Consider the following 14038-nt stretch of genomic DNA (forward strand, 5'->3'; position numbering starts at 1 on the left):
CCGCCCCGTCCCCGTGTCGCCCCGTCCCCCGGTACGACCCGTCGGGGGACGGGGCGGACCCCGCTCACGGACGCGGCCCAGGCCCGTTCGTGAGCGGGGTCGCGGCCCGGACCCGCTCGCGAGGGCCGCTCATGAGTGCCGCCCACGAGGGCCCGGACCCGCCAATGAGTGCGGGCCCGAGCCCTGCGCGGCTCGAGCCCGCTGTCACGTGGCCCGTGGCCTTCAGTCCCCACCCCTCCGAGGAGACCTCGACCTTCAGGAGGGACACGCGACGTTCCCGGTGTGCTCGACCGAGACGCCGGGATGGTGTGGGCCCGCCGTACCGAACCGCCGTCGTGGCGGGCACGGCCCGGAAGGCTGGGCGTCATCGGTCGAACACGAGGAAAACGTACGGCCGGCACCGGGCCCGGCGCATGCTCCGGAGTGCGTATCCCGAGATGTATCTGTGAGGCGGCCGATGTGTAGCCTCCCTGTGTAGGGCGGCCGCGGCGCTCAGCCGCGGTTGTGCTCGACGACCCAGGTGGCGACCTGGGTCCGGGAGGAAAAGCCGAGTTTGGCCAGGATGTTGGCCACGTGCCGGGCGGCGGTCGCGGGACTGATCACGAGCTCGTCGGCGATGCCCTTGTTGCTCAGCCCCCTGGCGACCAGCCCGGCGATCTCCCACTCGCGCCCGGTGAGCGTGGTGAGCGGGGCGGCGACCGGATTCCGTCCGGCGGGCACGGGCATCTCCGCCTGCTCCTCGCCCTCCAGCGCGTAGCGGACCGCCTCCTCCTGGGTCATCTCACCGCCGAGCGCCCACAGCTGGGCGACCAGCGCGTCGCCGAGCCGCGCGCGGGCGGGCTGGAGCAGCTCCTCCATGCGCGCGCCGAACCCCGAGGGCGTGACGACGCCGCTCAGCGCGTTCCTGATCGCGGAGGACGCCCCCGCCAGACGCACCGCCCGCTGGTCGTCCTCCTCGGCCAGCGCCAGCTGGGCGAACGTCTCGATCCGCCGGGCCACGCCGAGCCGCTGGCCGGTTCCCCGGCACAGCCTCAGGCTCTCGGTCAGCCTGACGCGGGCGGTCGCCAGGTCTCCCTGGGCCAGGGCGATCCGGCTCAGGCCCGACAGGCAGGTGATGGTCTGCCAGTGGGCCGTGATGTCCTGGAGCATGTCGAGGGCCTGCTCGTAGTAGGCGCGGGCCTCGGCCAGATCGCCCCGCAGCCAGGCGACCTGGGCCAGGCCGATGAGCGCGACCGGGGCGGCCCAGTGGTTGTCGAGCTCGCGGGCGATGGCCAGGGCGGCCTCGAAGGAGCGCTGCGACTCCTTGGCCCGCCCCTCCGACAGCGCGAACGTCCCCTCCATCGAGCGGATCACCATCTCGTGCCAGGGGTCGTCGACCCTGCGCACCGCCTCGAGCGCCTCGTCCAGCAGGCACCGGGCCCGGTCGGGACGCCGCTGGCAGATGGCGACCCAGGCCAGGATGGCCAGCGCCCCGCTGAGCGGGCCGTACAGGCCCGTCGCCCTGCACATCTCGGCCGCCGCGGTGCAGGCCTCCTGCGCCTTGGCGGGGTCGCCCTGCCCGAAGGCCACCTGACCGCGCAGGGCGAGCGCGTCGCCGTGCACGCGAGGCGACAGCACCGCGGGGTCCGCCTTCAGCAGGCGGTCCAGCCACTCGTCGGCGGGGGTGAACCTGCCGCCCGCGATGGTCGGCCAGCGCAGCAGCACCAGCAGCCGCAGGGCGCTCTCCGGCTCGTCGATCTCCGCCGACCAGCGCACCGCCGCCCACACGTTGGCCTGCAGCTCGTCCAGCAGGACCAGCATCGGGCAGACCTCCACCCAGGTCGGCCGGGGGAAGCGGACGATCAGCCGGTGGATCCGGTCCGCGATCTCGATCATGTGGTCGCGGTGCCGCCGCCTCAGCTCGGCCTCCTCACCGGAGTTCTCCAGCTGCTCGGCGGCGTACTGGCGGATCGTCTCCAGCATCCGGTAGCGGGTCTCGCCCGCGACCTCGGCGTCCGCCAGCACCAGGGACTTGTCGACCAGACCGCACAGGACGCTCAGGACGTCCTCGGCCCACAGCCCGTTGCCGTCGCAGACCTGCTCGGCCATGTCCAGCGTCCATCCGCCGGTGAACACCGCCAGCCTCCGCAGCAGGATCCGCTCCGGCTCCTTGAGCTGCTGGTAGCTCCAGTCGACGGTCGCCCTGAGCGTCTGGTGCCTGGCCGGGGCGGTCCTGTCCCCCGCCGACAGCAGCCGGAACCTGTCCCTGAGCCGGGCGTGGATCTGCTCGACCGTCAGCACCCTGCACAGCGCGGCGGCCAGCTCGATGGCGAGCGGCATCCCGTCGAGCGCCTCGCACAGGCTGGCGATCTCGTCGGCGTTGTGCGGGCCGAGGGTGAAACCGCGCGCGGCGGCGTTCGCGCGGGCGGCGAAGAGCAGCACGGCCTCGCTGGCCTCGGCGTGCTCGTGCCCCTCCGCCTGGGGCAGCGTGAGCGGGGGCACCCGCCAGACCGTCTCCCCGGCGACCCGCAGGGGCTCCCGGCTGGTGGTGAGCACGCGTACCTCGGGGCAGCCGGTGAGCAGCGTCCGGCAGAACCGCGCCGCCTCCTCGATGAGCGACTCGCAGTTGTCGATGACCAGCAGCAGCTGCCGGCCGGCGAGGGCGTCGAGCAGCGTGTCGGCCAGCGGGCGCGACGGCTCGGCCTTGACCCCGAGCGCGGCGGCCACCCGGGGCACGATCAGCTCGTCGCGCACCGCCTCGGCCAGCTCGACCAGCCAGACGCCTCCCGGGAAGTCGGCCGCCATCCGGGTCGCCACCTTGACCGCCAGCCTGCTCTTGCCGATGCCGCCCGTCCCGCACAGGGTCACCAGCCGGGCGACGTTCAGCAACTCGACGAGTTCCTCCACGTCGCCCTCACGGCCGACGAAGGCGTTGGGTTCCAGGGGAAGATTGCCGCCGGTGAGAGAAATGTGCGCGGTGTCCTGTGTCATCGGCTCTTAACGAGGTCGCGGGCCAGCCGTCACATAAAGTGTGACACCAATTACCGCGCCGTGCCCAGGCTTAGCACCATTTCGGATGCTCGGCTTGTCAAGCCGCACCTAATTGGATGGTCGAAATGAATTACCTGGGCCACGTTTCCCGGATCCACAGGTTCACCGGTGAGCCGTTCCGAAGCGGCCGGTTCACCGGTGGGCCGGTTTCGCCGAGGGGGCGGAGACGGCACCGGAAGACCCCCGCGGTCGCGTTCGCCGGACTCTCCAGGTAGGACTCCACCACGGCGTCGCCCGCCTGGTGGAGCAGTGCGCCCAGGACGACCACGGCGAAGTTGACGATGACGGCACCGCCGATCAACATGATCCGGACGTCGCGGGAGGTCCTGGCGTAGCGCGAGAAGTCTGCGTCGGCGGGGGGAGCGCGTCCGCCATGCCCGTCATGTCGGCCGGTGTGCTCATGATCTCGGTGGCGCCGGCCCCGGCGGGCCGAAAGGAGAGAACGTCACCGGCGGACAGCGAGGACGGGGTGAAGACGACCACCGTCATGGTGATCATCAGCACCGCCGCGCCGTTCGACGTCGGCGACCGGATTGAGGACGTTTCCCTCCATTGTTTCGCGAAAATGCGAAGATGTTTCGCGAAAGGATGAGGATGCACCTGAAACGCGGGGCGAATGCATGACGAATCCCTTGGACGCCGTCCCGCCGTCATGAAATCAGGCTCGCAAGGTGGCCACAAAACCACACAATTTACGACAAATGACTTACGCTGCCCAGCTGCTTCGGAGATCGATTCATGAGTTCCGAACCAGCTTTCGGATCTACTTTTCGAAAAGGGGCCGCGAATCCGCTTTCGCGCCGTCTCCCCGGTCACGGCGCCCAGTGCACAGCCGCTTCGCCGGTGCCCCGCAGCGGCCCGTACGCCCGGACGTCGGCCGGCCAGCACCACAACCGCCTTGCTCATCCCTGTACCTTCCTGACGGCCGGGCGGCTCCCGGACGCCCCGCCGTCCTTCCTTTGGCTTCACGGAACCTAGGCGACGTCATCGGGCGTCACAGCAGCGTTGTCCGGTGGTGCCGGACAACGGTGCGCCCACCGGCGGGACGGCCCGCGTGGCGCGTTACGGACGGTCACCGGTAATCGGATGGCGAACTGTCGGTGACGGGATACACACTGCAGGGATGGCGGACACCTCTTCGGAACTCGATCCAGCGCCTCCCCCCTCCCCTCCCCGGACGCCCGGCTCCCCACCGGATCCGACCGGCCCCGCTCCCGCCGATCTCGTCGCCCCCGCCCCCGCCCCCGACCCCGATCCCGGGCCCGAATGCAGGCCCGCGTCCGGACACAGCACCGAACCCGGACCTGCATCCGGACACAGCACCGAACCCGGGCCCGCGTCCGAGGCCGAGCCCGCGCTGGGGGAGCTCAACCTCTCCGAGTGGCACGCCCACGTCGGCAAGATGACGGGCGTCGGGTTCCTGACCATCGCCCGGCGGCTGCCCGCCCTGGTCGCGCATGCCGTACGGCTGGCCTGGCTGGCCGGCCCCCGCGACACCGTCGTCACGATCGGCCTGAGCCTGCTCAGCGGCGTGTTCACCGCGTTCGGGCTGCTGGCCACCACCGGGGTGCTGTCCGCCCTGTTCGAGGCGGGACCGACTCCGGAGCGTGTCATGGCCGCGCTGCCGAGCCTGATCCTGGTGGGGGTCGCGGGCACGCTGCGCACCCTGACGCAGGCGGGCGCCGGATGGGCGCAGTCCCGCCTCGACCCCCAGGTGAGCCGGATCGCCGAGGAGCGGCTCTACGGCCTGACCAGCCGGGTCAACCTGGCCGCCTTCGACGACCCCGACTTCCACGACGCGCTCCAGCGGGCCAGGTCCCGCGGGGTCTCGAGGGCGGACGTCGTGGTCGGCACGACCATCAACGTGCTGACCGCGATCATCGGGATCGCCGCGGCGGCGGGTGTGCTCGGGGTGCTCCATCCGGTGCTGTTGCCGCTGCTGGTGCTGGCGGTGCTGCCGGACGCCTGGGCGGCGGTCCGCTCCGCGCGCATGCGCTACACCACGATGTACGCGATGATCCCCGCCAGCCGGCGCAAGTGGATCATCTCGGAGCTGCTGGCCGAGCGCGAGCCCGCCGCCGAGGTGCGCTCCTTCACCATGCGGACCTTCCTGCTGCGGATGTACGACGCGGTCGCCACCGCGGAGCAGAACGTCCTGCTCGGCCTGGCCCGCCGGCAGACGGTCGCGAGGGTCGTCGGCGAGGCGCTCGGCGGGATCGGGACGGCCGTGGTCTACGTCGCCCTGGGCCTGCTGCTCGCCGCGGGCGCGGTCCCGCTGGCCGTCGCGGGCACCGCCGTGCTGGCGATCCGCTCCGGTCAGACCTACCTGGCGAACCTGATGTACGCGACCAACCGGCTCTACGAGGAGGGGCTGTACTTCACCGACTTCCTCGACTTCTGCGCCGAGGCCGAGAAACGCGTCGGCTCCGGGCGCGCCGGGAGTGCTCCGGAGACGTTCGAGCGGATCACGGCCGAGGACGTCGTCTTCACCTACCCCGGCTCGGACGCCCCCGCGCTGCGCGGGGTGTCCGTCCACATCGACCGGGGCGAGGTGATCGCCCTCGTCGGTGAGAACGGCTCGGGCAAGACCACGCTGGCCAAGATCCTGTCCGGCCTCTACGACCCGGACGGCGGGCGCGTCCGCTGGGACGAGACCGACCTGGCGGACGTGGACCCCGAAAGGCTCCGCCACAACATCGCGGTCATCGCCCAGGACCACACGCGCTGGCCGCTGACCGCCAGGCACAACATCAGCATGGGCGCCGACAAGGGGGAGGCCGCCCTGGTCTCCGCGGCCGAGGTCGCGGGTGCCGACCAGGTCGTGGCCGGGCTGCCGAGGGGCTACGACACCCTCCTGGACCGGCGGTTCAAGGACGGCCAGGAGCTGTCGGGCGGCCAGTGGCAGCGGATCGCGATCGCGCGAGGCTTCCACCGCGACGCCCCGCTGCTGATCTGCGACGAGCCGACCGCCGCCCTCGACGCCCGCGCCGAGCACGCTCTCTTCGAGCAGGTCAGGCGGCACGCCGACGGCCGTACCGTCCTGCTGATCACCCACCGGCTGGCCAGCGTCCGCTACGCCGACCGGATCTACGTCCTGGAGCACGGCAAGGTCGCCGAGCAGGGCACCCACGGTGAGCTGATCGAGCTCGACGGCCTCTACGCCGACCTCTACGGCCTGCAGGCCAGCGCCTACTCGGCCTGACCCCCGGACCCGCCGGGCGGTCTCCCCGCCGCCCGGTCGCCGGAGGACGGCCCCAGTACCGCCCGCATGATCGCCCTGGCGATGGGGGCGGCGACCCGGCCTCCGGCCCCTCCGTGCTCGACGAGAACCCCGACGGCGACCTGGGGATCGGCGGCCGGGGCGAAACCGGTGAAGACCGCGTGGTCCTGACCCGTGACGTCGTTCTCCGCGGTGCCGGTCTTCGCGGCGACCTCGACGCCCGGGATGGCGGCGGCCTCTCCCGTACCGCCCGGCCGGGTGACCGTGACCATCATCGCGGTGAGCCGGTTGGCCTCCTCGGGATCCATCGTCGTGCGATACCTCGACGGCTCGGCGCCGTCGATCACGGTGTCGTCGGTGAGGCGAATGTCCTCGACCAGGTAGGGGCGCATCAGCGAGCCGTCGTTCGCCACTGCCGCCGAGAGCATGGCGATCATGAGCGGGGTGGCCCGGTCGTCGAACTGTCCCAGCGCCGACATCGCGGTCTGCGCCTGGTCCATGTGCCCCGGGTACACGCTCTCGGCCACCGGCATGGGCACGGTGAGGTCGTCGGCGTCGAAGCCGAACGCCCGCGCCTGCTCGCGCAGCGCCTCCTGGCCGAGGTCGATGCCCAGCTGCGCGAACGGGGTGTTGCAGGAGACCTTGAACGCGTAGGCCAGCGGCGGTCTGCCGCTCCCGCAGGAGACGCCGCCGGAGTTGCGCAGGTAGGTACCGGTGCCGGGCAGGCGCAGCGCGACGGGCGCGGTGACCCCGGTGGTCGGGCGGTACCTTCCGGAACCGAGCGCGGCGGCACTGGTGACGATCTTGAAGGTAGATCCCGGCGGGTAGTTCCGCTGGATCGCCCGGTTCAGCAGCGGGTCGCCGGGATCGCCCCGCAGCCGCTCGTCCACCCGGCCGAGTCCCGCCACGTCGAAGGTCGTGTAGACGTTGGGATCGTAGGAGGGGAAGGAGACCATGGCCAGGATCGCGCCGGTCGCCGGCTCGATAGCGACGGCGGCCCCGCGCAGCCCCGTGGCGCGCAGCCCCGCGTAGGCGGCGCGCTGCGCCCGGGAATCGATGGTGAGCCTGACCGTCGCCCCGGACCTCATCGTGCCGTCCAGCAGCGAGCGCAGCCTCACCCGGGGATCGGAGCCGGACAGCACCGCGTCCTCGGCGCGTTCGAGGCCGGTGGCGCCGTACAGCGAGAGGTGTCCGGTCACGGCGGCGTAGGAGGGGCCGCCGGGATAGAGCCGCCGATATCCGTACCTGCCGCCGTCCACGTTCGCGACGCTGGTGGCGACGACGGTGCCGTCGCGCAGCAGGATGTCCCCCCTCGGCCTGTCGAAACGCGCGATCATCGTCCGCTGGTCGCGGGGGTCGTCGACGTATCGGGCCGCCCTGAAGGCCTGGAGGTAGGTCACGTTGGCGAGCAGCGCGAACATCATGAAGCCGCACGTCAGCGCGACGTGCCGAAGCGGAATGTTGATCCGGCGTGCGCGTGGTGCGGCCATCGGCCCCTCCCCCGGTCCCGTTACCGGTTTAACAGGCGAACCGGAAAGGAGGGGCAGCCTCGGGGCAAAGCGGCTGTACGTCTTCTAATCAGCCACTAATACCGCTTGTCTTCTAATCAGCCGCTATCACCGCTTACGCCACGTCGCTCGCATTGAGGGACATCAACCACGGCACGGTAGTAGTCAATCTTTCTCCGGATCGCCAGCTGCTTCTCCCGCAGGTTGGCCACCTGCTCCTCGACCCGCCGGTCATGGGCCTCCAGCAGCGCGAGCCGGTCGGGAATCGTGTGGTCACCCGCCCTGACCAGCTCCGCGAAACGAAGCATCTCGGCGATCGGCATCCCCGTGTCCCGCAGGCAGCGGATCGTCCCGAGCCACCCGACGTCGTCCTGGGTGAACCTGCGCTGCCCGGCCGCGTTGCGGCCGACCCGCTCCAGCAGCCCGATCCGCTCGTAGTAGCGCAGCGTGTCGAGGCTGAAACCGGTCTCCTCGGCCACCTGTCCCGGCGTGTAGACACTCACGTCCCGCAGCATCCCACCTGGAGCACACTCCAGGTCAACCGATCCCCTCCCCACCCCACCCCCCGACTCTCCCCACCACTCCCTCGACTCCCCTCCCACCGCCCCTTCGTGCTCCACCCGCCCCCACGTCACCTCAAGCCGTCCCCTCGCGCTCCGCCCCATCCCCCCATCACCTCAGGCTGTCTCCCCCAGCGCCGGTACGGCGAGCCCCCTCACAGACCCGTCCGGCGCCGGTCAACGGCGCGACCCTTGGCCCTCTCCCCCGCTCCCCGGGCCCCTTCGCGCTCCGCCCTGTCCCACCGTCACCTCAGGTCGCCTTCCCCAGCGCCGGTACGGCGAGCACCCTCACAGACCCGTCCGGCGCCGATGAACGGCGCGCACCCCGGCTCCCTGTTCCGGGCCCCCATCCCCGGGCACCCCGAGCCCCGCACCAAAGGCGAGAACGACGGCCGGGCGGCCGGAGGCATGGCGAGGCATGGCACAGTACGGCACGAACAGACGGGACCGGACCGGGCCGGCCGAGACCGGGTCAGTCGTTGGGCAGGTGGTCCGACAGGTAGCGGCGGACCAGGCGCTTGCACTCGACGATCAGCTCGGGATCGCCGTCGTTCCGGGAGCGGAAGGCGAGCTTCAGCACGGCGTCCGCCGCCTCCACCGCGACGAGCAGAGCCCTGTCCAGCCGCGGTCCGGTCGGGGCGCCGAGCAGGTTGATGGTGATCGCGCGCAGCCGGTCGGCCACGATGACGTTGTTCTCCATCGCGGCGTCGAGCGTCCGCTCGCTTCCCTTGAGCGCGGGACCGCCCGGCGTGGGCAGTATCTCCCCGAAGTCGACGACCGCGAAGCCGGCCGTGGACCGTTTCATCACGACGAACTCGTCGATCGCGAGGTCCACCATCTCGGTCCAGTCGGACAGCTGCACCTCCGCGAGCCTCGCGGTGACCCGGTCGAGGAAGGCCTCCAGGTTGCGCAGCGCCAGCGCGCGCACCAGCCCCTGCTTGTCGGGAAAGAACTGGTAGAAGGTGCCGATCGGCACCTCGGCCCTGCGTGCGACCTCCTTTGTGGTCAGGGCCTCGTAGCCGACCTCGTCCAGCAACCGCGCGCACTCGTCCAGCATGCGCTCCACACGTTCGAGGCTGCGTCGCTGAGCCGGACGCCGGCGGAGTGTCCCCCCGGAAACGTTCGTCATCACTCCATCATCCCCCATACACGGCCGGTGACAATTACCATGATCTTCACCGACGCGTTTGGAGGCCAGGATGTTCCTTTGGGGTACGGCGACCGCGTCCTACCAGATCGAAGGCGCCGTCTCCGAGGGCGGCCGGGGCGTCTCGATCTGGGACACCTTCACCCGCGAGCCGGGCCGGATCCGGGACGGCCACACCGGCGACGTCACCTGCGACCACTACCACCGCTGGCCGGAGGACGTCGAGCTGATGGCCGGTCTCGGCGTGAACTCCTACCGCTTCTCCGTCGCCTGGCCACGAATCCAGCCGCAGGGCAGGGGCCCAGCCAACCAGGCGGGACTCGACTTCTACGACCGGCTGACCGACGCGCTGCACGAGCGGGGCATCGTCCCGGCGGCCACGCTGTTCCACTGGGACCTGCCCCAGGCCCTGCAGGACGAGGGCGGCTGGCTGAACCGCGACACCGCCTGCCGCTTCGCCGACTACGCCGCCCTCGTGGCCGACCGGCTGGCCGACCGGATCCCGATGTGGATCACCCTGAACGAGCCGTTCGTGCACATGGTCTACGGCCACGCCCTGGGCAACCACGCCCCGGGCACGGCCCTGCTGCTGGACGCGCTGCCGGTGGCCCACCACCAGTTGCTGGGGCACGGCCTGGCCGTACGGGCGCTGCGGGAGCGGGGCGCGGAACGGGTACTGATCACCAACAACTGCACCCCCGTCTGGCCCGCCTCCGACGACCCCGCCGACCTGGCCGCCGCCGACGCCTACGACGTGCTGCACAACCGGCTGTTCAACGACCCCGTACTGCTGGGCGCCTACCCCGACCTGTCGGCGTACGGCGTGACGCTCGACTGCGTCCTGGACGGCGACCTCGACGTGATCGGCGCCCCGCTCGACGGCCTCGGCGTCAACTACTACAACCCCACCCGGATCGCCGCCCCCACCGCCGAGGGCCTGCCGTTCACCGACGTCGGCGTCACCGGCTATCCCACCACCGGCTTCGGCTGGCCCGTCGTCCCCGACGGCCTGCGCGAGCTCCTCGTCGGCCTCAGGACCCGCTACGGCGCCGCCCTTCCCCCGATCTACGTCACCGAGAACGGTTGCTCCCAGCCCGACCTCCCCGGCCCCGGCGGCGTGGTCGACGACCAGGCCCGCATCGCCTATCTCGACGGCCACATCACCGCCCTCGAACGCGCTCAGGCCGAGGGCGTGGACGTGCGCGGCTACTACGTCTGGTCCCTGCTGGACAACTTCGAGTGGGCCGAGGGTCTCACCCAGCGCTTCGGCCTCGTCCACGTCGACTTCCCCACCGGCACCCGCACCCCCAAGGCCTCCTACCACTGGTTCAGGAACCGCATCACGGAACAGCAGGGCCTCCAGAAGTCCCACTCCTGAAATTCTCAGGTCATGATCTGGGGAATCAGGTCGGTCTCACAGGTTTTCCGGAACGATCTGGATGATGTGTGAATCCCGGATGTCCGGACCGGTGGCGTATGCCCCGACTGTCTCGGGAGGCCCGCCGAAGACGGTGACCATGGACCCGCGGGGCACGGGCCGCGCTTCCGAGTTCGGCCAGGTCGAGACCGAGTGCCGCCAGAATAGGGGCGTCTCCGTCGCGGAGCATTCCCACCCAGTTCCGAAACCGGGCCACGACGTCCGTCGAAATCACCGAAACAGATGGGGATTCGACGACGAATGCGTTTCCCGTCTCAGAAGACCGAGACGTGGACGTGGTCGTAGTGGTTGGCGGTGATGCCGCCGCGGTCGGACATCATCCGCCAGCCCGCGCCGGTACGGACGTCGTAGTAGCGCTGCTGCCAGATGATGTACATGATCCCGAGGCTGGCGCCGTTCTGGATGGCCCACTGGGCCAGGCGGTCGCCGCGCGCCTTGGCATCGGGGGTCGGCATGCGGCCGCCGCTGCTCATCATGAAGTCGCAGGCCCGGCCGCTGCCGTGGTCGCCCGGGTCGCCGGGGCGCAGGCAGCCGTAGCTGTAGGGCATCGGGAAGTTCTGCAGGACGGTGTTGCGGACGCTGACCATGCGGGGGGTCAGGCCGTCGCTGCCGCCCGGCTGCTGGAAGCCGTACTTGGCGAGCAGGCCCTCGATCCGGACGCGGTCCCTCTTGAGCTTGACGATGTCGTTCTTGAGCTGGACGATCTTCGTCTCGGCCGCCTTCTCCGCGGTCTTGGCCTCCTTGATCAGCTGTTTGATCCGGCCGAGCTGGCCCGCACGCTGGCCCGCGAGGTAGGAGACGGTGGCCGCCTGGTCCAGGACCAGGCCGGGGTCGCCCTGGAAGCTCAGCAGGCTGGTGTTATCCAGCAGACCGCCCATGTAAGCGGTCTGGGCGAAACGGGTGACGTCGCCCTGGGCGGTGGCGAGGGTCCGCTTCAGGCCCTTGGCGTTCGCCGTGGCCTTACTGGCCTGGACCCGGGTCTCCTCCAGGCTCTGCACCTGGCCCCGGTATCTCTTGTTGAGCAGGCTCGCCTCCTGGGTGAGCCTCTTCAACTCGGCCTCGGGATTGGGCTTGGCGGCCTGACCCGTGGCGGCTCCGGCGACCATCGGGGTCAGGACCAGCGCGGAGAGCAGGATTCCCAGTGCGATCGAGCGACTCGATCTCACGCTTCGCTCACCTCCAGAGCCCTTCATGGCCGGAGCGAAACTCTAGAAGACGATCTTGAGGCCCGCCACCGAAACGGCGAAACTCCTGCACCATTGACGAACTATCTACCAGTCTGCGGCGGTTTAAACAAATGCCCCAGGAGTCACGGCTCCCCCTCCCGCACCAGCCTCCCTTCTTCCGGAATGCCCTCCTGCCCGCACTGGTAGAACATGGTTCGGCTTCGGTCGTGGAGAGCCTTGTGAAGCACTCCCTCCCGACCCACACTGTCCAGGCAGACACTGTCAGGAAGGCACCGTCCGACGACCGGCTTCCGTCCGCCGACCAGGAGGCAACGCATCATGCGTCAGCACGACACCGTGTTCATCGGGGGCGACTGGGTGGCCCCCGCGGGTACCGGGACCATCGACGTCGTCTCGCCTCACACCGAAGAGGTCGTGGGCCGCGTTCCCGACGGGACCGCCGCCGACATGGACCGCGCGGTGGCCGCCGCCCGCCGGGCGTTCGACCACGGCCCCTGGCCGCGGATGACGATGGCCGAGCGCGCCGCTGTCGTCGGCAGGCTCGCCGAGATCTACGCGTCGCGCCAGGCCGAGATGGCCGAGCTCATCACGCTGGAGATGGGCTCCCCGATCACCTTCTCCCGGATGGCCCAGGCCCCGCAGCCGCTCGCCATGCTTCGCTACTACGCCGAGCTCGGGACGACCTTCCCCGTCGAGGAGGAACGGCCGGGCACCTTCGGCCCGGTGACCGTCCGCCGCGAGCCGGTCGGCGTGGTGGCCGCCGTGGTCCCCTGGAACGTCCCGCAGTTCGTCATCATGATCAAGCTGGCCCCCGCGCTCGTCGCCGGCTGCACGGTCGTGGTCAAGCCCGCGCCCGAGACCCCGCTGGACGCCTACCTGCTGGCCGAGATGGTCAGGGAGGCGGGCGTGCCCGACGGTGTCGTCAACGTCGTCGCCGCGGGCCGCGAGGCGGGCGAGCACCTGGTCTCCCACCCCGGCGTGGACAAGGTCGCCTTCACCGGGTCGACGGCCGCGGGCCGCCGCATCGCCTCGATCTGCGGCGAACAGCTCAAGCGGTGCACCCTGGAGCTAGGCGGCAAGTCGGCCGCGATCATCCTGGACGACTGCGACCTGCCCTCGGTGACGGGCTTCCTGTCGATCGCCTCGCTGATGAACAACGGCCAGGCCTGCGTCGCCCAGAGCCGCATCCTGGCCTCGCGCGACCGCTACGACGAGGTCGTCGACGCGGTCGCGGCGATGGTCGGGAGCATGCCGGTCGGCGATCCGGCCGACCCCGCGACCGGTATCGGCCCGCTGGTCGCCGAACGGCAGCGGGAACGGGTCGAGGGCTACATCAGGATCGGCATCGAGGAGGGGGCCAAACCGGTGATCGGCGGCCTGGACCGCCCGTGTGACCGGGGCTGGTACGTCGCGCCGACCGTTTTCGCCGGGGTGACCAACGAGATGCGCGTCGCCAGGGAGGAGATCTTCGGCCCGGTCCTGACCGTGATCCCCTACGAGGACGAGGCCGACGCGGTACGCATCGCCAACGACAGCGACTACGGCCTGGCCGGGACCGTGTGGACCGCCGACACCGAGCACGGCCTCGACATCGCCCGCCGGGTCCGCACCGGCAACTACGGCGTCAACCTCTTCATGATCGAGCCCGGCGCCCCGTTCGGCGGTTTCAAGAGCAGCGGCATCGGCCGCGAGCTGGGTCCCGAGGGCCTGTCGTCCTACCTGGAGTACAAGTCCATCGCCCGTCTGGGCTGAGCCGGGAGGTCCCCGTACCGCGCCGGCCTCCCCGGGCCCGTCCGTCCGCCGAGGAGGCTGGCGGGAGAGGTCCGGGAGGTGTTCGTACGGCTCCGCGGAGCCGTACGAACAACACCCCCCCGCCGGGGGGAACGGACAGCACCCCCCCCCCCCCCCGGACCACCACCACCAGCCGGACCCCCCCCAACCCCCCCAC

At 70.9% G+C, this 14038-nt stretch carries 10 protein-coding genes; 4 read left to right on the top strand and 6 right to left on the bottom strand.

Translation table 11 applies throughout. The features are described from left to right. Window positions 1-492: 492 nt before the first annotated feature. Window positions 493-2970: a tetratricopeptide repeat protein gene (locus AB0N02_RS29120; RefSeq protein WP_363952900.1), complete on the bottom strand. Its 2478-nt coding sequence runs from the start codon at window positions 2968-2970 to the stop codon at window positions 493-495. 130 nt (window positions 2971-3100) lie between these two features. Then, window positions 3101-3334, bottom strand: a complete 234-nt coding sequence (locus AB0N02_RS29125; RefSeq protein ID WP_363952902.1) for a hypothetical protein — start codon at window positions 3332-3334, stop codon at window positions 3101-3103. Window positions 3335-3403: 69 nt separating this feature from the next. On the opposite strand from AB0N02_RS29125, the gene AB0N02_RS29130 reads away from it, so the two are divergent. Beyond that, window positions 3404-3622, top strand: coding sequence for a hypothetical protein (locus tag AB0N02_RS29130; RefSeq protein WP_363952904.1), 219 nt, complete (start codon window positions 3404-3406; stop codon window positions 3620-3622). A gap of 531 nt (window positions 3623-4153) precedes the next feature. Beyond that, complete coding sequence (locus AB0N02_RS29135) at window positions 4154-6232, top strand: ABC transporter ATP-binding protein (protein ID WP_363952906.1); 2079 nt, start codon at window positions 4154-4156, stop codon at window positions 6230-6232. On the opposite strand, the gene AB0N02_RS29140 is transcribed toward AB0N02_RS29135, so the two are convergent. The 3 genes from AB0N02_RS29140 to AB0N02_RS29150 form a co-directional block, all read right to left on the bottom strand. Next, window positions 6220-7740: a penicillin-binding protein 2 gene (locus AB0N02_RS29140; protein WP_363952908.1), complete on the bottom strand. Its 1521-nt coding sequence runs from the start codon at window positions 7738-7740 to the stop codon at window positions 6220-6222. The genes AB0N02_RS29135 and AB0N02_RS29140 overlap by 13 nt on opposite strands. A gap of 116 nt (window positions 7741-7856) precedes the next feature. Next, window positions 7857-8273 (bottom strand): MerR family transcriptional regulator, encoded by a 417-nt coding sequence (locus AB0N02_RS29145; RefSeq protein WP_363952910.1) that lies wholly within the window; start codon window positions 8271-8273, stop codon window positions 7857-7859. 517 nt (window positions 8274-8790) lie between these two features. After that, window positions 8791-9375: a TetR/AcrR family transcriptional regulator gene (locus tag AB0N02_RS29150; protein ID WP_363952922.1), complete on the bottom strand. Its 585-nt coding sequence runs from the start codon at window positions 9373-9375 to the stop codon at window positions 8791-8793. Window positions 9376-9517: 142 nt separating this feature from the next. On the opposite strand from AB0N02_RS29150, the gene AB0N02_RS29155 reads away from it, so the two are divergent. Next, window positions 9518-10843, top strand: a complete 1326-nt coding sequence (locus tag AB0N02_RS29155) for a GH1 family beta-glucosidase (RefSeq protein WP_363952912.1) — start codon at window positions 9518-9520, stop codon at window positions 10841-10843. Between the two features lie 314 nt (window positions 10844-11157). Here AB0N02_RS29155 and AB0N02_RS29160 read toward each other — a convergent pair whose 3' ends face one another. After that, window positions 11158-12069, bottom strand: coding sequence for a hypothetical protein (locus tag AB0N02_RS29160; RefSeq protein WP_363952914.1), 912 nt, complete (start codon window positions 12067-12069; stop codon window positions 11158-11160). A 339-nt stretch (window positions 12070-12408) separates the two neighbouring features. Here AB0N02_RS29160 and AB0N02_RS29165 point away from each other — a divergent pair, with 339 nt between their 5' ends. After that, window positions 12409-13842 carry an aldehyde dehydrogenase gene (locus AB0N02_RS29165; protein WP_363952916.1) on the top strand — a complete coding sequence of 478 codons (1434 nt, stop codon included), beginning with the start codon at window positions 12409-12411 and terminating at the stop codon, window positions 13840-13842. The last annotated feature ends 196 nt before the right edge of the window (window positions 13843-14038 follow it).

Source organism: Streptosporangium sp. NPDC051022 (assembly GCF_040683035.1).
Taxonomy (GTDB): Bacteria; Actinomycetota; Actinomycetes; order Streptosporangiales; family Streptosporangiaceae; genus Streptosporangium.

Coding starts and splice junctions, on each gene's coding strand:
- AB0N02_RS29120 (WP_363952900.1), bottom strand. CDS start 2,970: ATGACACAGGACACCGCGCACATTTCTCTCACCGGCGGCAATCTTCCC.
- AB0N02_RS29125 (WP_363952902.1), bottom strand. CDS start 3,334: ATGTTGATCGGCGGTGCCGTCATCGTCAACTTCGCCGTGGTCGTCCTG.
- AB0N02_RS29130 (WP_363952904.1), top strand. CDS start 3,404: ATGCCCGTCATGTCGGCCGGTGTGCTCATGATCTCGGTGGCGCCGGCC.
- AB0N02_RS29135 (WP_363952906.1), top strand. CDS start 4,154: ATGGCGGACACCTCTTCGGAACTCGATCCAGCGCCTCCCCCCTCCCCT.
- AB0N02_RS29140 (WP_363952908.1), bottom strand. CDS start 7,740: ATGGCCGCACCACGCGCACGCCGGATCAACATTCCGCTTCGGCACGTC.
- AB0N02_RS29145 (WP_363952910.1), bottom strand. CDS start 8,273: ATGCTGCGGGACGTGAGTGTCTACACGCCGGGACAGGTGGCCGAGGAG.
- AB0N02_RS29150 (WP_363952922.1), bottom strand. CDS start 9,375: ATGCTGGACGAGTGCGCGCGGTTGCTGGACGAGGTCGGCTACGAGGCC.
- AB0N02_RS29155 (WP_363952912.1), top strand. CDS start 9,518: ATGTTCCTTTGGGGTACGGCGACCGCGTCCTACCAGATCGAAGGCGCC.
- AB0N02_RS29165 (WP_363952916.1), top strand. CDS start 12,409: ATGCGTCAGCACGACACCGTGTTCATCGGGGGCGACTGGGTGGCCCCC.